Genomic DNA, 19960 nt, shown 5'->3' on the forward strand with positions numbered 1-19960 from the left:
CCATGCTCAGCTCCAGCACGCTTTATGCTGCCATCGATCTCGGCTCCAACAGCTTCCACATGTTGGTGGTGCGCGAGGTGGCCGGCAGCATTCAGACCCTGGCGCGGATCAAGCGCAAGGTGCGCCTGGCGGCCGGGCTGGACCAGAACAATCACCTGTCGCATGAGGCCATGCAACGCGGCTGGCAGTGCCTGCGGCTGTTCTCCGAACGCCTGCAGGACATTCCGCGCGAGCAGATCCGCGTCGTCGCCACCGCCACGCTGCGCCTGGCGTCCAACGCCGATGAGTTCCTGCAGGCAGCCGAGCAAATCCTCGGCTGCCCGGTACAGGTGATCAGCGGCGAAGAAGAAGCACGGCTGATTTATCACGGTGTCGCGCACACCACCGGCGGGCCGGATCGGCGGCTGGTCGTCGACATCGGCGGCGGCAGCACCGAACTGGTCACCGGCACCGGCGCACAGGCATCGCAGCTGTATAGCCTGTCGATGGGCTGCGTCACCTGGCTGGAGCGCTACTTCAGCGATCGCAACCTCGGGCAAGAAAACTTCGAGCGCGCCGAACAGGCCGCGCGCGAAATGGTGCGGCCGATCGCACCGCAGCTGCGCCAGCAAGGTTGGCAGATCTGCGTCGGCGCTTCCGGCACCGTACAGGCGCTGCAGGAGATCATGGTGGCGCAAGGCATGGATGAGCGCATCACCCTGCCCAAGCTGCGCCAGCTGAAACAGCGCGCCATTCAGTGCGGCAAGCTGGAAGAGCTGGAGATCGAAGGGTTGACGCTGGAGCGCGCGCTGGTGTTCCCGAGCGGCCTGTCCATTCTGTTGGCCATCTTCCAGGAACTGGGCATCGAGAGCATGATGCTTGCCGGCGGGGCGCTGCGTGAAGGCCTGGTTTACGGCATGCTGCATCTGCCGGTGGAGCAGGATATTCGCATCCGCACCATCCGCAACCTGCAGCGCCGCTACCTGATCGACACCGAGCAGGCCGAACGCGTCAGCCAACTCGCCGCCAACTTCTCGCAGCAGGTCGCCAACGAGTGGCAGCTGGATGCGCGATGTCGCGAGCTGTTGCACAGCGCCAGTCTGATCCACGAACTCGGCCTCAGCGTCGATTTCAAGCAGGCGCCGCAACACGCCGCCTACCTGATCCGCCACCTGGACTTACCCGGCTTTACCCCGGCGCAGAAAAAACTGCTGGCCACCCTGCTGCAAAACCAGAGCAACCCCCTCGACCTGTCGCTGTTGAACCAGCAAAACGCCCTGCCGCCGCGCACTGCGCAGCGTCTGTGCCGCATTTTGCGCCTGGCGATCATCTTCGCCAGCCGCCGCCGCGATGACACGCTGCCGGCGGTGCGGTTGCGCGCCAATCAGGACGATGAACTGACGGTGATCTTGCCGCCGGGTTGGTTGGAACAGCATCCGCTGCGCGCCGAGGCGCTGGAGCAGGAAAGCCACTGGCAGAGCTACGTCCACTGGACGCTGCGGTTGGAGGAACAGCGTTGAAATGACCAGGGCGCGATTCACGCCTGAGGTTAATGGCAAACCTGATGACATTGCCAGGTTTACAGAAGACAGCATATAAAAAATAAGGAAAATCAATTCATTGATTTTCGACTGATAACCACAAAGGAGGAAAAACCACGCTTTTTCCTCCTTTGTCAGTCATCTAGCCCTGTCTTTTTAATTCCCGCCTTTGGCCTTGGCCAGCTGGGCGCGGATATTGGCCAGATGGCTCTGCCCTTTCTGCATCCGCTCCTGCGGGCTCACCACTTTGCGCTCGGTTTCCCATGCCAAATCGTCCTGCGGCAGCTCCAGCAGGAAGCGGCTCGGCTCCGGCCGCACCAGCTCGCCGTACTGACGGCGCTCGCGGCACAGGGTGAAGATCAGCTCTTTTTGCGCGCGGGTGATCCCCACATAGGCCAGACGCCGCTCTTCATCGACATTGTCTTCATCGATGCTGCTCTGGTGCGGCAGCAGGCCCTCTTCCATGCCCACCAGGAACACGTAGGGGAACTCCAGCCCCTTGGAGGCGTGCAGCGTCATCAGCTGTACCTGATCCAGCTCTTCTTCGCTTTCACCGCGCTCCATCATGTCGCGCAGGGTGAAGCGCGTCACCACCTGGGTCAGCGTCATCGGCTCGTCCAGATCGCTGCCTTCCAGCATCTCCGTCATCCAGCCGAACAGCGTATTGACGTTCTTCATTCGCATTTCGGCGGCCTTCGGGCTGGTCGAGGTTTCAAACAGCCAGCTCTCATAATCCACGCCGCGGATCAGATCGCGCACCGCCGCCACCGGCTCACGCTCCGCCTGCTGGGCGATGCCGCCCAGCCAGTGGGTGAAACGCTGCAACGATTCCAGCCCGCGTCCGGTCAAGTGCTGGCTCAGCCCCAGATCGAAACTGGCGTGGAATAAACTCTTGTTGCGCTGGTTGGCCCATTCGCCGAGCTTCTGCAGCGTCGCCGGGCCGATCTCGCGCTTGGGGGTATTGACGATGCGCAGGAAGGCGCTGTCGTCTTCCGGGTTGGTCAGCACGCGCAGGTAGGCCAGCAGATCCTTGATCTCGGGGCGCGAGAAGAATGAGGTGCCGCCGGAAATCTTGTACGGAATGCGGTTCTGCATCAGCATCTTTTCAAACACCCGCGACTGGTGGTTGCCGCGGTACAGGATCGCATAGTCGCCGTAGTTGGTCTTTTTCACGAAGTGGTGGGCGATCAACTCTCCCACCACCCGCTCGGCTTCGTGATCCTCGTTGTTGGCGGTCACCACCTTCAGCTCTTCGCCATACCCCAGCTCGGAAAACAGCCGTTTTTCAAACACGTGCGGGTTATTGGCGATCAGAATGTTGGCCGCCTTCAGAATGCGCTCGCTGGAACGGTAGTTTTGCTCCAACTTGATCACCTGCAGCGCCGGGAAATCTTCCTTCAGCAGCACCAGGTTCTGCGGCCGCGCGCCGCGCCAGGAGTAGATCGACTGGTCGTCGTCACCCACCACGGTAAAGCGCGCGCGGTTGCCCACCAGCAGCTTAACCAGCTCGTACTGGCTGGTGTTGGTATCCTGATACTCATCCACCAGCAGGTAGCGGATGCGCTGCTGCCAGCGTTCGCGCACCTCTTCGTTGCGTTGCAGCAGCAGCGTCGGCAACAGGATCAGGTCGTCGAAGTCCAGCACGTTGCACGCCCGCATATGGGCGTGGTACAGGCCGTAGCAGTGGGCGAACAGCTTGTCGCGCTCCGAGCGCGCCAGCGCCGCCGCCCGCTGGGGATCGATCAGGTCGTTTTTCCAGTTGGAGATGGTCGAAATGAGCTGCGCCACCAGCGTCTTATCGCTTTCCAGCCACTTTTCGGTCAGCTCTTTCAACAGCGCCAGCTGATCCTGATCGTCAAACAGCGAGAAGTTGGACTTCATCCCCAACGCCACGTATTCCCGCTTGATGATCTCCAGCCCCAGGGTATGGAAAGTGGAAATCATCAGCCCGCGCGCCTCTTTGCGCCCCAGGGTTTGCGACACGCGCTCTTTCATCTCGCGCGCGGCCTTGTTGGTAAAGGTCACGGCGGCGATGTGCCGCGCCTGATAGCCGCAATGGTGGATCAGGTGGGCTATCTTGTTGGTGATAACGCGCGTCTTGCCGGAACCGGCACCGGCCAACACCAGGCAGGGCCCGGTAACGAATTCGACGGCTTGTTGTTGGCTGGGGTTTAATCGCATGGTGCTGGCTTGCTCGGCTGTAAAACGTGGAAGGGAATTGTAGCAGAAAGCGCCGATGAGATTTAGCGGGTATAATCAGCGCAATTTTCGCATCGACAAAGGCAATACCATGGCAAAAACGGCGTGCGCCCTGCACATTCTGGTAGACAATGAAAAGCTGGCCAACGAGCTGCTGGCCAAGCTGAAGCGCGGCGTCAGCTTCGACACGCTGGCGCGCAAATACTCGAGCTGCCCGTCAAAACGCAACGGCGGCTCGCTGGGCGAATTCAACAAGGGCGCGATGGTGCCGGCGTTCGATAAAGCGGTGTTCAGCATTCCGCTGCTCAAACCTTACGGCCCGGTCAAAACCCAGTTCGGTTACCACATCATCAAGGTGCTGTACCGCAACTGAGGGGGCCTGAGCCCCCTGCCGGGCATTACTGCGCGCCGGCGTCCGTCGCCGGCGCAGCCACCGCGGCGTCGGCCGGTTTGGCTTCCTCCGTCACCACCGCCGGCGCCGGCATCATGATGCCGTCATAGGTTTCCTGCAGCTGCTTCATGCTCATTTCCGGCTCGCCCTTCGGCTGCATCAGCACCAGCGTCGCCTCCTGAGAAAGCTGCAGCTTCAGCGCCTGATTCAGCGTCTCCAGCGTCAGGCTGGACAGGAACTCCTGGCGCAGCTTCTGATACAGCTCCGGTGCGATATCCACCACCCCGCTCTGCTGCGAACGCAGGCGCTGGCTCATCAGCACATCGGTGTCGGTGCGGGCGTAGGTCGCGAACAGCTTGCTCAGCTGATCGTTTTTCTGCGCCAGCAGCGCATCGAATTCTTCTTTCGACAGGCCGTTGTCACGCACGTTGGCCAGCTCGCGGGCGATAAAGCCCAGGCTGCCGTTCAGGTTGTTGTTCGGCGTATCCAGATGGATGGCGCACTGCCCGCGCTGGTACTGCACGCGGCAGTCAAAGCCCAGATGCAGGCTCTTCTGGTCGCTTTTTTCCAGCGTCTGCTGGAGATGCCAGAACAGCGCCTCGCGGGCGAGATCGCCACGCCAGTAACGGAGCAGGCTCTGCGAATCGCGAATCGGATGCCACGGCGAATCCCACATGATCGACAGCGTATCCTGTTTCACCTGCTCGCTGATCAGGCTCACCGGCTGTTGCGGCAGCGGCGTCAGAGTCGGCATCGGGGCCGGGGTTTCACGTTTGCCCTGCAGCGGCGAGAACGCCTTGTTGATCTGCTCGCCCAGGCTGCGGCTGTCGACCTTGCCGACAACGAACAGCGTCATGGCATCCGGGGTATACCACTGTTGATAGAATTTCTTCAGCTGTTCGAGGTTGACCGGCCGTTTCGCCGGCTGCGCCGGATCGTGCGCCAGCAGCGTCGAGCCTTTCAGGCGGTAACGCCACCAGACGTCTTGGGTATTGGGCGGGAACGTGCCGACCGGATTGATGGTGGAGTTCATCACCGCGTGCACCGTATGCTCGTCGATCGCCAGTTTGCCGGTGGTGTCCGCCAGCCAGGCCAGCGCTTCTTTCAGCAGGTCAGGCCGGTTATTCGGCAGGCTGAGATTATACATGGTGAAATCATACGAGATGATAGCCGGCGGCAGCGGCCGCTCGTTATCCACGCTCTGCTGCCACAGGGCGCGCAGCTGCGGCGCGGTAAAGCTTTCACTGCGCGTCAACGCCAGCCGCGGCAACAGCTGGGCGAAGCCGGTCTGTTGCGAAGACTCCACCAGAGAGCCGGTATTGACGATCAGCCGCAGTTCCACGCGGTCGCTTGGCCGCTGCGGCGTATCGAGAATTTGCCATGAAAACCCGTTGGCCAGCGCCCCCTGCTGCCAGGCAGGATCGGGTTGTAGTGCTTCAGCCTGCACGCTGCTACTGGCTGCAGCCAATAGCAGCCCACCAACTATAAGATGAATTCTGGTGCCCTGCATGTGAACCCCTACTTAATGACTATCCAATTTCTTATGCAAATGCGTGTATTCCATTCAATGGAATCATAAAAATACGCCCTGAGTTTCACAGTGGGGCGGAAAGCAGAAAGTGTACCATCGTGTTAGACCGCGCGCCTTTGCGGATGTCACTCATTAGAGTGAAAAATAATAGATAGCGGGGTTTTTAATGCAAGAAATCGTTACGAGGCAGGGGGAAAACCTCACCGGCCGCGGCTGCGGCCGGTGATTCGCCGTCAATATCAGGCGGAAGGCAGCGTTTTGTCCGCGCCGGCGTTTTTGTTGTTCAGCGTGGCTTTCAGCTGTTTCTCATCCAGTTGGCCGCACCACCTCGCCACGACCACGGTCGCCACCCCGTTGCCCACCAGGTTGGTCAGCGCGCGGGCTTCCGACATGAAGCGGTCGATGCCGAGGATCAGCGCCAGGCCGGCCAACGGCAGGTGGCCGACGGCGGAGATGGTGGCGGCCAACACGATAAAGCCGCTGCCGGTCACGCCCGCCGCCCCTTTGGAGGAGAGCAGCAACACCACCAGCAGGGTAATCTGATGCATGATGTCCATGTGGGTGTTGGTCGCCTGCGCGATAAACACCGCGGCCATGGTCAGATAAATAGAGGTGCCGTCCAGATTGAAGGAGTACCCGGTCGGGATCACCAGGCCCACCACCGATTTCTTGCAGCCCAGCCTCTCCATTTTATCCAGCATGCGCGGCAGCGCGGACTCGGACGACGAGGTCCCCAGCACGATCAGCAGCTCTTCTTTGATGTAGTTGACGAATTTGAAAATGCTGAAGCCGTTGGCGCGGGCGATGCTGCCCAGCACCACCACCACGAACAGGATACAGGTGATATAGAAGCACACGATCAGCTGGCCGAGTTGCACCAGGGTGCCAACGCCGTATTTACCGATGGTAAACGCCATGGCGCCGAAGGCCCCCAGCGGCGCCAGGCGCATGATCATGTTGATGATGCCGAAAATCACCCGCGAGAAGCTGTCGATCACGTTGAAGATCAGCTGCCCCTTTTCACCCAAGCGATGCAGGGCGAACCCGAACAGCACCGCGAACAGCAGCACCTGCAGAATGTTGCCGCTGGCGAACGCGCCGATCACGCTGCCGGGGATGATGTCCAGCAGGAACGGAATGATGCCCTGCTGCTGCGCCTGCTCGGCGTAGACTGCCACCGCCTTGGCGTCCAGCGTGCCGGGATCGACATTCATGCCGGCGCCCGGTTGCACCAGGTTGACGATCACCAGGCCGATAATCAGCGCGATGGTGCTGACGATTTCAAAATACAGCAGCGCGATGGCGCCGGTGCGGCCCACCGCCTTCATGCTTTCCATGCCGGCGATGCCGGTCACCACGGTGCAGAAGATCACCGGGGCGATAATCATCTTGATCAGTTTGACGAAGCCATCGCCCAGAGGTTTCATCTCGGCGCCGAGGTCAGGGTAGAAATGGCCAAGCAGGATACCCAGCGTGATCGCCGTCAGCACCTGAAAATAGAGGCTCTTAAAGATCGTTGTTTTCATATGAACATCCTATGGGGGGAAGACACGCACCAGGCAGCAGTCTAAAAATCCAGCCTGTTCATTGCTTGCGCGGAAAATAACACCCACTTAACAACATGGAAATAATTTGTTGCACCCGCCCCTGGGAGTTGATGTGAATTTAAGAGCTGAAACGCGTCAGTCGGGGTGCAAAGCTGAAAATTGCGTAATGCTTTGTTTGCACTAACGCAAAAGAGGTAGAAGAAGAATGGCGATTTTCGGACGGGGAAAAGTACCGGAAAGGCAACGCGGCGCTTACGGCGCCGCGCGGCAAAACTCGGCTTCGAACGCTGCGCGCGGCAGCGGCCGGGCGAACAGGAATCCTTGCCCGCTGCGAATGCCGTGCTGCAGCAGGCAGTCGCGCTGCTCGGCGTTTTCCACGCCTTCGGCCATCACCGGCAACGCCAGCACTTCGGAGATCGCACTGACGATGCGCACCATCGCATCGTCGGCCGGCAGCCCCTGAATGAAGCTGCGGTCGATTTTAATCAAATCGATCGGCAGGGATTTCAAGCGGTTCAGGTATTCCAGACTGGAGTAGCCCATGCCGAAGTCGTCAAGCGCGATCGACAATCCCAGATCGTGCAGCTCGCGCAGCAGCGCCAGCGCGCGGTCGAGATCGTCGATGCGCACCGTCTCGGTGATCTCCAGCAGCAGCTTGCGCGGGTCTATCCGATACTGCGCCAGCAGGTTTTTCAGATGCGGGACGAACGCCTCATGCTGCATCTGTATACCGGAAACGTTGACCGCCAGCGGCAGCGCAATGCCGCGTTGCTGCCAGTCCGCCAGGATGCGGCAGGACTCTTCCAGCACCCAGTTGCCGAGAGGCACGATCACGCCCAGCTCTTCCGCGAGCGGAATAACGTCGGCCGGCAGGGTATAGCTGCCGTCATACTGCTGCCAACGCAGCAGCGCTTCGGCGCCGATCACCTCGTTGGACTGCATGTCGATCTGCGGCTGCAGGAACAGCGTAAAATGCCGCTGCTCGATGCCGTGCAAAATCTCGCTCTCCTGCGTCAGCCGCTTCTGCGTGCGTTCCGTCAGGCTGGGCTCGAAGAACAGGATCTGATTTTTTCCTTCACGGTGGGCGGACATCATCGCCGAGGTGGCGCTGCGCAGCAGCTGTTCCGCACTTTCCCCCTGATTGAGGTAGTGCGCGATGCCGATGCTGGCGTTGGGCCGCAGCGCCAGACCTTCCAGGGTCAAGAGCGCGTTGATCTCCGCCATGATGCGTCGCGCCAGCTGCATGGCGTGGAACGGCCGCTCGGTCCCCTTGGCCAGGATGGCGAATTCGGTATTGCTCAGCTGCGCCAGCACGCCGTTTTCGTCGATGCAGCCGCGCAGCTTCTTCGCCAGCGCCAACAGCAGCGCTTCACGCATCGCCGGGCTCATCACGCCCGAGGCTTCATGCAGCGTCTCGATGCCGATCACCAGTAGGTTAAAACGCTCGGGGCGCAGGCTGGAGGCGATATGCTGTTCCAGCAACGCGTTCAGCAATGCCGGATTCGGCAGTTCGGTCACCGGATGGCGGGTGCTCAGGCGGCTCATGTCGGCATGCGCCTTGGCCAGCGTCTGTTGATTGCGGTTGTAGTTGCGCACCAGCAGGCCGAGCTCGTCGTCCTGGTGCAGCGTCGGCAGCATCAGTTGGTGGTAGGGCGCTTCGTCCTGCGAGATGTTTTCCAGCTCTTTGGCCATCGCGCGCAGCGGATGCACCATCAACCGGTTCATGCACCAGGTGATGGCCACCGACAGGATCAGCGCCAACAGCAGGTAGGTCGACAGCATGGTCGACAAAATGCTGCGAATAAACTGGTACATGCGGAACGAATCGGCCTGCAGCACCAGATAGGCCAGCGGCTGCTGGTTGGCCGGCACCCGCTCCAGCGAATAGAGCGGCACGGAAATTTGGATCGGCAGCTCAAACAGCCGGGCGATCAGCGTCGGCACCGGCCGCTCCGGCGGGAAATTGGCGTGCAGTGCCTGAAACTCGTTCGGCAAGACGATATCCGCCCGGCTGAGAATGCCGACCGGCAACAGCGTGTTCAGCACCTTTTTGGCTTCCGGCACGTCCATGCGCAGCACCGCTTCCGCCAGCGGCTGGCGCACGGATTGAGCGATATTCTCCAGTTGCTGGGCGTAGTCATCCCTGCGCTGCTGCACAAAGTGGAATAACTGGATCACGATAAAGATGCAGATCGTGACCAGCGCCACGCCGGACACCGTCGCCATCTGCTTAATCGTTAACGAACGCCTGACCCGCAAACCTGCTCTCCGTGAAATCGGGCTGAAACAAAAAAGGGGGCTGACTCTCACCCGCCCCCTCGAACCGGGCTGATTATACTCGATCATCGGCTGTTTTTATCTGGCTATGCCGCAGGCAAAACCAAGAAAATCGCGGGTTTCAGTCTTTTCCTAAAGCGAACAAACGCGACCCGGACACAGGGTAACAAAACTCCCCGGTGTCCGACACTCCGAATCTTTCCCCTCCCGGCTACTTGAAGTCGGCGTAAGGCGTCAGCGGCTGCGGCGGCAAATCGAGATCCCCCTGCCAGCCGGCCAGGGAATAGCGCAGATAAATCAACGCGTGGCTCGGCGTATAGTCCTTCGCCTGTTGAATGTCGATACCGGCGCCGAGCGTCCAGTGCGAACTGAGACGGCGTTCGACGATCGCCCGCAGGGTATAACCGACGCCGCTTGAGGAGCTGCCGTCCTCGACGGCGAACTTATCGGGCAGCGAATCCGGGATCAGCCCCTGCAGCGGATAGCGGCGCTGGCTGTCGGTTTTCGAATGGGACAGCGAAACCGAACCGCCCAGCTCCCACGACCAGTTCTCGGTGCGCTGGCGATAGTTGACCGGCAGCGACAGCGACAGATATTGCTGCGGGCTGTAATAGCCGCCCTGCCCCAGCGAATAGCCGCTCAAATCCTTCTGGTAGTGCCACAGCATGGTATTGAGCCCGACGCTCAGACGGCGATTGTCTTCGTTGATCAGCTTGTAGTAGTAGCCGGCCATCAACCGCTGCCGCTGGTTATCCGCCACGTTCTTGCCGGTAATCTGGTGCGCGCTGAGATCGGCCCACACGCCGTTCGCCTCGCCGCGATCGTAGCTGGCGCTCAGGCTGACGCCGGTAGCGCGCACGCCGCCCCAGGTGGTGCCGGTGTTCGGATCCTTGGCGCCGCCGAACGCCAGCAGCGAGCTGGAGATCGGCCGCCGCGAGGCCGCCAGCGTCCAGCCGATGTGGTTCCAGTCGCCGCTGTAGGCCAGGCCGCCGGTCCAGTCGACCACCTCGAAGCCCATCGGCGTCGTGCCGATATCGGCGGCCCAGCGGTCGTTTTTCCAGCCGGCCGCCACGCTGGTGCCGGTGGATTTCTGATGTTCATCGCCGCGGCACCCTTGCGTGTTGCAAGTGCCGAAGGTCTCGTAATAGTGGCCGCTGCCGTCGGTCGAGAAGCGGCCGGCGTCCAGCTGCACGGTGTCGGTACGCAAGAAGGCGCGCCCGTCATACAGCGGCATGTCCACCTGCAGCATGGTGTCGTGCGCATTGAAGTCGGAAATACCGCCGGTGCCGCTCGAGCGCCAGTAATCGTGATCGAGCGTGACGTTAACGTCTTGCTGCCGGTACAGATCCGCGGCCTCGGAACGGATGCCGCGTTTCAACCAGTCGTCGCCCGGGTTATTGCGCGTCAGAGAGGTGTAGGTGTCATTGTCCTGCGGCAGCGTCGGCGTGATGCCGCCGGCCACCATCGCCTGCCGGTAATCCTGCTGCGCCCGCTCCGGCTGCCGCTGCGCCCGTTCCAGACGGGCGGCGTCGCGGTAGATCAGCGCCTTGGTCTGCCCCACGGGCTCCGCGGCCGCCGCCGTTTTCAGCCGGCCGAAGATAGCTTCGGCCTGCTGCGGATCGCCGACCGCGCCCCAGGCGTTGGCGACCCGCCGTTGGCTGTTGAGCGAAGCGTCTTGCGGCTGCGGTTCGGTTTTCAGCCGCTGGCGCGCCGCGTCCAGATCCCCCTGCGCCACATAGGCTTCGATCTCGCCCAGCTGCGCATCCGGGTTGTTCGGTTCGCGCCGTTTCACCCGCTGATAGTCGCCCAGCGCCGCCGCATACTCCCCGCGCGCCAGCGCCCAGTCGGCCAGCAGCAAATCGATGCGGGTGTCCGCCGGCTGCCGGCGCAGATAGGCTTCCGCCGCCGGTTCGTCGCCGGCCGCCCGCAGCCCTTCGGCATGTGCAATCACCGCCTGCATTTTCAGCCGCTGCGCCAGTTCGCGCATGTTGTCGTTCCACTGCGCCGCAGGCAGCGTATTGAGCTGCGCCAGCGCCTGGTCGTCGCGATCGCTGCCGGAAAGGTAGAGCGCATAGGCATAGGCCAACTGCGGATTGGCGCGCTGACGCTGCGCCAGCTGCCGGAATAAGGCGTCCGCCTGTTGCGGCTGCCCGGCCTGACGCAGCGCCTGCGCATAGCGATAGGTCAGCCAAACGTCGTCGGGATCCATCGGCTGGGCGCGGCGATAGATTTCCGCCGCCTGCTGCCACTGCTGCTGCGCCGCCAGCGTCTCCGCCTGTTGCTTCAACATATCGAGCCGCAGCCCGTCGAGGGTGCTGCGCAGCTTGGCCTGTTGGCTGCGCGGCAGGCCGTTGAGGTAGGCCAGCGCTTTTTCCGGCGACTGGCGTTGATAGAGATTCACCAGGCCGCGCAGCGCGCTGCCGTTGCCGGGATCGCGCCGCAGCGCCTGCTGATAAAACCCTTCCGCCGCGGCGTCATCCTTGCTCGCCACCGCCACATCGCCCAGGCCGATAAACGCATCGCCGTCGCGGTCGTCGAGCTGGCGCGCCTGCTGGTATTTCTGCCTGGCCAGCGCAAGATTGCCGGCCTTCAGCGCCTTGTCGCCTTCGTCTATCGCCAGCCAGTAACTGGTGCTCTTGATCAGGCTTTGCCACTTGCCGCTGTCGTAGCCGTTCGTGTCGGCGGCCAGCGCCTGGCGGAACAGCTTCAACGCCTGCGGGCGGTTGCCGGCGCGCGAATAGGCCTGGCCGAGCGCACCCAGCACCTCGGCGTCGTTCGGCGTCGCCGCCAGCGCCTTTTGCAACGCCGGAATGGCCGCCCGGCTGCCGCCTTTATCCACCTGCGCCAGGCCGCGCACCCGCGCCTGATACGCCGGATCGGCCAACAGTTTCTGCTGTCTGGCCAGCTCTTCGCGGGCGCTGGTCGCCTGATCGCCGGTATCGAACACGCCGAGGAAACGGTTGAGCGCCGCCACGCTTTGCGCGCTAACCGGCATCGCTTTGACCTTGTCCAACCACAGATCGGCGGCATCGCCGCGCCCGGCCGGATCGGCGGCGATCTTCTGCAGCAGCTCATAGGCCTGCGCGTCCTGGTTCTGACTGAACAGCATGCGCGCCAGCGACATGCGCAGCGCCACGTTGCCGGAATATTGCTGATCCAGCGCCTGCAGCTGCTTCAACGCTTTCGCCTCCTGCCCCGGCAAACGCGCCACCAGCCGCCAATATTCCACCGCCAGATCGAGCGTCGGCGGCTCGCCGTGGAACAGCGCATCGTACTGCGCTTTGGCCTCCGGCAACCGGCCGGCGGTCGCCATCAGGCGCGCCTGCTGCAGCTTCTGCCGGGTTTCCGGCTGGGTCAGCAGCATGTTCATTTGCGCCTGGCGATAGGCGCTGGACTGCGGCGCGAGGGTTTTCAGCTTGTCCAACTGCTGCTGCGCCAGCGCCATATTGCCCTGCCGCAGCGCCAAACGCATGCGCGCGGCGATCACGTCCGGGTTGTTCGGATCCATCAGCTCTAGCCGGTACAGCGACTGGCGCACCAGATCGTCCTTGTTGCCGGCCTCGCCAATGCGCACCTGTTCCAGCAGCCACTGCTCCGGGGCCACGGCTTCCGCAGCGCGCGCCTGCGGCAGCATCGCCAGGCTCAGCGGAATCAAATTCAGCCAGTTTATTTTGAAGTTGTGCATTGGCCGTCCCACGAGGGTTGCAATTCACCCTGACGATTAAAGCGATAACGTTGTTGATCCCACCCCTGACCGAACAGCGTCAGCGAGGCGCTGAAATAGGCGTCGTCCCCCGGCGGATGTTCGCTGATGCGTTGCCGCTGTGTCGCCAGCGCCTCAGCCTGCGTCGCCAACATCGGCAGCATCGAGGCGGAAAAGCCAACCGGGCCGCCGCCGGTGGTTTTGCCGCTGGCGGTATCGGTTTTCTCCGGCGGCACGCCCTGTTTGGCGGTGAGCTGCGCCATCGGCTGAAAACGTTCGAGCAGCGCCGCCTTGTATTCATCGTCGTCCGCCAGCATGCCGGCCCACAGATAAACCCGAATGGCGTCGTAGCTGCCGACGTTCGGCTTGACGGGATCCGGCTGCCAGCCGGCGCCGACCCGCCACACCACCCAGTCCGGCGAGAAGCCGTGCGGTGCGGTGTCCAGCCACAGCCGTTGATTGACCTGGCGCATCGCGCGCCACGGGCCGTTCAGCGCCGCAAAACGCGCCAACAGCTGCGGCGGCAGGTAGCTGGGGTTCAGCCGCCAGCGATCGTCCGTCACGAACCCGACTTTGCCCGGCAGCAGCATCAGGCCCAGGCCGGGAATGTCGGCCACCTCCTCGCGGCCGATGCGTTGCAGCAGCAGCGTCCCCAGGGTTTGATAGCGCCGGCTTTTCCACAGGCGGCCGGCTTCGAGCAGGTTGTAGGCGATCCACAGATCGGCGTCCGACGCCGAGTTGGCGTCCAGCACCTTCCACTGTTTGTCGTCGCTCTCGCCCCACAGCCAGGCGGGCAAACGGGCGCTGAGATCGCCCGCCGCCAGGTTGTTCTCCGTCCAGGCCAGCAGCAGATCGAAGGTCGGCCGGTCATTGGCCACCAGGGCGAAGAACAGGCCGTAGCTCTGCCCCTCGGAGGTGGTGATTTTGTTCGGGCTGCTCGGATCGATCACCCGCCCCTGCGGGCTGATGTAGAACTGCTTGTACTGTTGCCAGCCCGGCCACTCGCAGGCCGCCGCGGCGCTGAAGGCGCACAGCAGCAGCATGCCGAGCGACAGGCGTTGCAGCATGGCGTTCACCGCCGTCAATCCCGATCTTCAGGCGCCAGACGACGCCGGCTGAAGGCCTTCAGGCCACGCCACAGCATCAGCCCCAGGATCACCACCAGCACCACCGCGATCACCGCCAGCAGCACCGGATGGGTGGAGAGGGCATACCACAGCCGCTCCCACCACGGCAGGTGGCCGACATAGTAAATATCGCCGACGCGTAGGCTGTTGACCCCCGATTCGCGGATCACCGCCACCGAGCCGAATACCGCGGCGCGCTTGCCGCTGTCCAGCAGGGCATTGTTCAGCAGCTCATAGCCGCGCGGGCTGTCCGCCAACAGCGCCACGATGCTGCGCTGGTCGTTGAACGGCGACTGCACGCCAATGATCGCCGACATTGCGCCCTCGGAGCTGACGGCAGTCTTGCTGTCCGGCCGGGTGTCCTCCGCCAGCGCTTCCGCGCTGGGCAGCGGCGGCTGCCGCGTCGGCTGTTTCACCCAGCTTTGGGTCGCGTCCACCAGCAGGCTGATTTTCTTGTCGTCGCGCAGCTCCGGCGGAATGGTGCCGACCATCAGGATATCGTCGTCGCGATCCTTGGCCTGCGACCAGTCATCGCTCAGCGTGAAGGCCAGCGCCGGGTAGCCGGTTTGCGCGCCGATCACGCCCAGCGCGTTCAGCAGCGCGCTGACCTGCGCCGGCTGCGGTTTCTGATTCACCAACACCAGCGTTTGCGACAGATCCGCCAGGCGGCTGAACGGGAAGCCGGCGTTGGCGAAGGCGCGCAGATCCGGCATCGCCATAAAGTGGCGGTAGCCGGAGAAATCGATGGTGGACGCGCCGTCGATCACCGCGTGGTTTTGCGTGAAGGAGTAGGTTTCACAGCGCCCTTCCGCGCCGCTGGCCAGCAGCGTGGTGTAATCGAAGTCAAAGCGCAGCTGGTTGGTGGCCCCCAGCCGCAGCGCCGGGATATTGACGTTCTTGTCGGAATCGAGCAGCCCCTGCGTCAACGGCAGGCGCAGCAGCTGCGCGCCCTGCTCGTGCTCCGGCACCAGCGAGTAAGCCTGCACGAACTGGTTGTTCAGGCTGACGCTCAGCCGCGAACCGTCCTGAATGCGCGGCGCGGTGTAACGGTATTTCAGGTGCATGTCGATGCCGGTGCTGCGGATCAGGAACAGGTCCGGCGGCAGGTTCATGGTCAGCGAAATCGGGCCGGGCTCGATGCCGCTGGTTTGCAGCTGCTCGGCGTACTGCTGCAGCTCGGCGAAGGTCATCGGCCGATCGGTGCGCACCCAGTTCGGCGCGTCGTACGGCTGGCGCGGCGCCAGCTGTTCCACCTTGTCCACCGTTACGTTCTGGCCGCGGAACAGGATGTTGCCCTGCGCGATGCCCTTCACCGCGGTGATCAAATCGTTGTCGTCACGTCCCTGAATCAACAGCAGTTTGACGTACGGATTGTCCGGGTGGCTGATCATCTCCACCGTCGGGCCGTTGACCGCCGGATAATCGCGCAGGAAATCCGGGCGCTGCGAGTTGGTGGCGAACACCACCGCGTGCTGCGTCGGCAGCGCATTGTACAGCGTCGGGAAGGATTGCCCGCGCCACTGCGCCTTGCTGCCGAACCAGGACGCCAGAATGCCCGCCGCACGCTGCTGGGCGAGATCCGGCTGGCCGGCGAACACCATCGGCAGCGTCAGCGGCCGATTATCGCGGCTGTCGAAGAACGGCTCAGGGAAGTGCGACAGCTCGTTTTTCACCGGCAGCGTCTGGAAACGCAGCTTCAGCGCGCTGGACTTGCTGACGTCGAGCCACAGCGAGGTGCTGGCCGGGTTTTCGCAGATATTTTGATAATGGCCGACGAACACCAGCCGAACGCGGTTAAAATCGGTGATATAGCGCGGATCGATCGCCATCTGGATGCGATTGGGCTTGCCCAGCTGCTCCTTGGCGATCGTGGTCACGCCCATCAGCTCGTCGTTCAGGTAGACCTTGACGTGCGACTCCACCGGGATCAGCGCCGGCGACGGCGTAAACTCCATATCGAGCATCGCCTGCGAGACCACCTCGTCGCTGCGCACGCCGAATTCGATCTGCCCGTCCGGCCGGGTGCCGCGCAGAACAAAGGTGCCCGGCGGCGGCGCTATCTGCGCAAACGGCAGCGACACGTCGCGCACCGGCGCATTCGGATCCTGCGGCGCGGCGGCCGGCGGTGGCGCGATCGCCGTATCGGCCGCCGCGGCAATCGGCGGCTGGGCCGCCACGGTCGGCGCGGTGGCGGTTTCGGCCTGCGACAGGGTGCTGATGCCTAAGGCCAGAGCAGTTAACCAGGTTATTTTTCTCGTCATCGTATCATCATCAATGTTGGAGCCTGTTCACCGGGCGAGTGAGCGGGCGGTTGAACTCGCAGCTAACCCACTGTTTCTTGTTGACCCAAGGTCGGATCCCTGCCGACGCCGCGCGGAATAAACGACACGACCCAGGCGGTCAGCGAGGTGACCCCGACCAGCAGACCGCGCACCAGCGGCGGCGCGTAGTCCGCCATGCGCACATACCCCCGGAAGCCCAGCGCCAGCACGTCGCGCAGGCTTTCGATCGGCCGGTCTTCGGGGAACCCGTCCTGCCACAGCGCCCAGGTATCGGCGCGGGCGAAGGTGCACTGAATGAAATCGATGTGTTCGCGGGTGGAGAGGTCGACCAGGCGCACCCCCACCTTGTTGCCGAAGGCGCGCGTCACCACGCAGGGGAAGCTGTACTCCTGCTGGCCGCGCTTGAGCAGCAGCGAGAGCTTGTCGCCGTCTTTCAACGCGTTTTCCACCCGCATCTCAATGCCCACGCCGCCGTCGGAGTAATCGCGCAGCGTGCAGGGATACAGATGGCCGTCGGCGCGCGCGATCGCCGCCGGCATGGCGATTTCCACGCGGTGCGCCTGACGCACCTGCTTGGCCTCCACCGCCACCGCCACTGCGCCGCCGAGAATCGTCATGTTGTACAGCACCCACACCAGGCTGATGATCACCGTCATCACCTCGTCCGTCGGGCCATAGGCCAACCGCCAGACGCCGAACGCCAGCCCGGCCAGGTTCAGGATCACCAGGAACATGTAAGGCCGGGTGATCACCCAGTCGACGTGCTCCTCCTCCACCAGCCCGCCCTTGGCGGTGACGTTGAATTTGCCCTTGTGCGGATTGAACAGCGCCACCGTCGTCGGCCGCGCGATATACCAGGCCAGCACCGTTTCATAGATTTCGCTCCAGAACGAATGGCGGTATTTCCCCTGGATACGCGAGTTGGTCAGGCTGGCGTGGATCATGTGCGGCAGCACGTAAAGCGCGATCGCCAGCGCCGGCGCGAAGATGATGTAAGCATGCAGCAGCAAAAACGCCAGCGGCGCGGTGAGGAAGATCAGCCGCGGAATGCCCGACAGGAAGTGCAGCATGGCGTTGGCGTAGCACAGGCGCTGCGCCAGTTTCAGCCCCTTGCCCAGCAGCGGGTTGTCCAGCCGGAAGATCTGCACCATGCCGCGCGCCCAGCGAATGCGCTGGCCGATGTGCGCCGACAGACTCTCGGTCGCCAGCCCGGCGGCCTGCGGAATGCGGATATAGGCCGAGGTGTGCCCGCGCCGGTGCAAGCGCAGCGAGGTGTGGGCGTCTTCGGTGACGGTTTCCACCGCGATGCCGCCGATTTCGTCCAGCGCGCTGCGGCGCAGGATGGCGCAAGAGCCGCAGAAGAAGGTCGCATCCCACATGTCGTTGCCGTCCTGCACCAGCCCGTAGAACAAGGTGCCTTCGTTGGGCGTCTGGCGGAAGCGGCCGAGGTTGCGCTCGAACGGATCCGGCGAGAAGAAATGGTGCGGGGTTTGCAGCATCGCCAGCTTTTTGTCTTTGAAGAACCAGCCCATGGTCAGCTGCAGGAAGGAGCGCGTCGGCACGTGATCGCAGTCGAAAATCGCCACGAACTCGCCGGTGGCCTGCTTCAGCGCGTTGTTGATGTTGCCGGCCTTGGCGTGTTCGTGGGTCGGCCTGGCGATGTATTTCACCCCCACTTCGGCGGCGAACGCCCGGAATTCGGGGCGGTTGCCGTCATCGAGGATATAGATATTCACCTTCTCTTTCGGCCAGTCGATGCCCAGCGCCGCGTAGATGGTGGGCTTCACCACCCCGAGATCTTCGTTGTAAGTCGGCACCATCAGATCGATGGTCGGCCAGCTGGCGCTATCGGCGGGCAGCGGCACCGGCTGGCGGTTAAGCGGCCAGATGGTCTGGAAATAGCCCAGCACCAGCACCACCCAGGCGTAGGTTTCCGCCACCAGCAGCAACAGGCCGCACACCAGGCTTAGCGGGTCGTCCCAGTTCAGCGTGGCGGTATAGCGCCACCACAGGTAGCGACAGGAGACGGTCAGCGACAGCACGATCAGCATCAGCGCGGGCAAACGCCCCGGCACCCGGCGCACCACCATCGCGATCCCCCACAGCAGCAGGACGAACACGAACTGCGCCGGCAGATCGAACGGTTGCGAGATGCACAGCATGGCGAGGATCGCCGCCAGCACGCTGACCAGAATAAACAGCGCGCGCCGCATGCCGCGGTTCATGCGACCGAGGCGCTCCACCGAGCGCTGTTCCACGCCGGCGTTCTTCAGCCGCTGCGGCAGGCTCTGCAGCCAGTCGGCATAGCGCTGCTGCAGGCGGCGCCAACCGGCGAAATAGTCGCGCTGCACCGGCGCGCGGCCGCTGCGAAACAGCAGCAGCCACAGCCCCTGCAGCAGATAACGCAGCGCATCCGCCGGGCGCGGGCGTTCGGCGGACAGATGCGGGAACCAGTAAGCGCGGCCGGTACGCACGCGCTGCCAGGCCGGCGACTCGAAGCGCAGCAGCAGCCAGCCCAACGCCACCAGCAGCGTGGCGAAAAAGGCGGTCAGCGCCGATGCACCATTGCGGCGATAGCCGCGGTAGCGCGTCTGCACCGCCTGACGCACCGGCGGCACCAGCAGCAGGCTCAGCACCCGGCTCATGGCGCAACGCCCCGTTTGAGATTGATCAGGCACCAGTTGGCCAGCGTCAGCACTTCATCCGCCGCCAGGCTCTCGGGGCGGTACTCGCCCAACGGCTGTTTGACCGCCAGCGCTTCCGCCAACGCTTCGTCGCGGTGGATCACCACCGGCAGCAGACCGCTCAGCGTTTGCAGCCACAGCTGATGCAGATCCTGCTGCAGCTGGCTGGCGGAGGAGTAGTGATTGACCAGGAAACGGCAGTCGTTCGGCAACGTCTGTTGATGGAGCCGTACCTGGCAGTTGGCGTCGGGGTTCAACAGCATGAACACGCAGTCGGCAAGCTGCAGCGCCTGCTGCGCCAGCACGCCGTCCCCGACCGGGACATCCAGCAGGATCCAGCGCTGCGGATCGCCGGCGATCAGTTGGCGCAGGTTGTCGCGCCAGCGTTCCGGCTGCTCCCGACACTGACGCTGCACTTCCAGCCGTTCCGCCGCATTCAGGCGGCCAAAGGGCAGAAAGTCGAGGTTTTCACAATAACGCAGCGCGCCTTCCTGCCAGCCGCCGCCATCCCGCTCCGCGCGAGCCCAACCGCGCGCCAGCTCGAACGGCGTGTTGAAATGCAGGCGCAGCAGATTATCCGGCGTGAAATCGATCGCCAACACCGACTCACCCAACTGCTGCAACGCCCAGGCGAGCGCCGCCGTGACCGACGTCGTCCCCATTCCACCCCGCAACCCTTGCAGCGCGATCACCGGCATA

General features: G+C 63.2%; 11 protein-coding genes. 2 read left to right on the forward strand and 9 right to left on the reverse strand.

Annotated elements, in window-relative coordinates; all coding sequences use genetic code 11:
• The first annotated feature begins 2 nt into the window (after positions 1-2).
• Entirely contained in the window at positions 3-1499 is a 1497-nt protein-coding gene (gene ppx, locus ACF8MC_RS20265; protein WP_033636627.1) for an exopolyphosphatase, read from the forward strand.
• 177 nt (positions 1500-1676) lie between these two features.
• Here the strand turns inward: ppx and rep are convergent, their stop codons facing one another.
• Positions 1677-3701 (reverse strand): DNA helicase Rep, encoded by a 2025-nt coding sequence (gene rep, locus ACF8MC_RS20270; protein ID WP_033654001.1) that lies wholly within the window; start codon positions 3699-3701, stop codon positions 1677-1679.
• 109 nt (positions 3702-3810) lie between these two features.
• Here rep and ppiC point away from each other — a divergent pair, with 109 nt between their 5' ends.
• Positions 3811-4092, forward strand: a complete 282-nt coding sequence (gene ppiC / locus ACF8MC_RS20275) for a peptidylprolyl isomerase PpiC (RefSeq protein WP_004934175.1) — start codon at positions 3811-3813, stop codon at positions 4090-4092.
• A 25-nt stretch (positions 4093-4117) separates the two neighbouring features.
• On the opposite strand, the gene ACF8MC_RS20280 is transcribed toward ppiC, so the two are convergent.
• The 8 genes from ACF8MC_RS20280 to bcsQ all read right to left on the reverse strand — a co-directional run bounded on the left by ACF8MC_RS20280 (position 4118) and on the right by bcsQ (position 19959).
• Complete coding sequence (locus tag ACF8MC_RS20280; RefSeq protein WP_033636624.1) at positions 4118-5620, reverse strand: pitrilysin family protein; 1503 nt, start codon at positions 5618-5620, stop codon at positions 4118-4120.
• 260 nt (positions 5621-5880) lie between these two features.
• The gene (locus ACF8MC_RS20285) at positions 5881-7167 is read right to left on the reverse strand and encodes a dicarboxylate/amino acid:cation symporter (protein WP_060428425.1); all 1287 of its coding nucleotides are present in this window, start codon (positions 7165-7167) and stop codon (positions 5881-5883) included.
• Between the two features lie 273 nt (positions 7168-7440).
• Positions 7441-9447 (reverse strand): biofilm formation regulator HmsP, encoded by a 2007-nt coding sequence (gene hmsP / locus ACF8MC_RS20290; RefSeq protein WP_204350895.1) that lies wholly within the window; start codon positions 9445-9447, stop codon positions 7441-7443.
• Between the two features lie 229 nt (positions 9448-9676).
• Positions 9677-13150: a cellulose synthase complex outer membrane protein BcsC gene (gene bcsC, locus ACF8MC_RS20295; protein ID WP_164105537.1), complete on the reverse strand. Its 3474-nt coding sequence runs from the start codon at positions 13148-13150 to the stop codon at positions 9677-9679.
• On the reverse strand, positions 13132-14244 hold the full coding sequence (gene bcsZ / locus ACF8MC_RS20300; RefSeq protein WP_039568333.1) for a cellulose synthase complex periplasmic endoglucanase BcsZ: 1113 nt from the start codon (positions 14242-14244) through the stop codon (positions 13132-13134). Before bcsZ ends, bcsC begins: the two co-directional genes overlap by 19 nt.
• A gap of 5 nt (positions 14245-14249) precedes the next feature.
• Positions 14250-16556 (reverse strand): cellulose biosynthesis cyclic di-GMP-binding regulatory protein BcsB, encoded by a 2307-nt coding sequence (gene bcsB / locus ACF8MC_RS20305; RefSeq protein ID WP_033649878.1) that lies wholly within the window; start codon positions 16554-16556, stop codon positions 14250-14252.
• Between the two features lie 62 nt (positions 16557-16618).
• On the reverse strand, positions 16619-19222 hold the full coding sequence (gene bcsA, locus ACF8MC_RS20310; protein WP_060443769.1) for a UDP-forming cellulose synthase catalytic subunit: 2604 nt from the start codon (positions 19220-19222) through the stop codon (positions 16619-16621).
• Positions 19219-19959 carry a cellulose biosynthesis protein BcsQ gene (gene bcsQ / locus ACF8MC_RS20315; RefSeq protein WP_033653997.1) on the reverse strand — a complete coding sequence of 247 codons (741 nt, stop codon included), beginning with the start codon at positions 19957-19959 and terminating at the stop codon, positions 19219-19221. Before bcsQ ends, bcsA begins: the two co-directional genes overlap by 4 nt.
• Between the last annotated feature and the right edge of the window lies 1 nt (position 19960).

The sequence above is a fragment of the Serratia sp. LACPHL-BACT-2024-00286 genome (assembly GCF_043109535.1).
Lineage (GTDB): Bacteria > Pseudomonadota > Gammaproteobacteria > Enterobacterales > Enterobacteriaceae > Serratia > Serratia sarumanii.

Excerpts from the sequence above, each read along its gene's own strand:
- ACF8MC_RS20285 (WP_060428425.1), bottom strand. The coding sequence starts at position 7,167 with ATGAAAACAACGATCTTTAAGAGCCTCTATTTTCAGGTGCTGACGGCG.
- bcsB (WP_033649878.1), bottom strand. The coding sequence starts at position 16,556 with ATGACGAGAAAAATAACCTGGTTAACTGCTCTGGCCTTAGGCATCAGC.
- ppiC (WP_004934175.1), top strand. The coding sequence starts at position 3,811 with ATGGCAAAAACGGCGTGCGCCCTGCACATTCTGGTAGACAATGAAAAG.
- rep (WP_033654001.1), bottom strand. The coding sequence starts at position 3,701 with ATGCGATTAAACCCCAGCCAACAACAAGCCGTCGAATTCGTTACCGGG.
- ACF8MC_RS20280 (WP_033636624.1), bottom strand. The coding sequence starts at position 5,620 with ATGCAGGGCACCAGAATTCATCTTATAGTTGGTGGGCTGCTATTGGCT.
- ppx (WP_033636627.1), top strand. The coding sequence starts at position 3 with ATGCTCAGCTCCAGCACGCTTTATGCTGCCATCGATCTCGGCTCCAAC.
- bcsQ (WP_033653997.1), bottom strand. The coding sequence starts at position 19,959 with ATGCCGGTGATCGCGCTGCAAGGGTTGCGGGGTGGAATGGGGACGACG.
- bcsC (WP_164105537.1), bottom strand. The coding sequence starts at position 13,150 with ATGCACAACTTCAAAATAAACTGGCTGAATTTGATTCCGCTGAGCCTG.
- bcsA (WP_060443769.1), bottom strand. The coding sequence starts at position 19,222 with ATGAGCCGGGTGCTGAGCCTGCTGCTGGTGCCGCCGGTGCGTCAGGCG.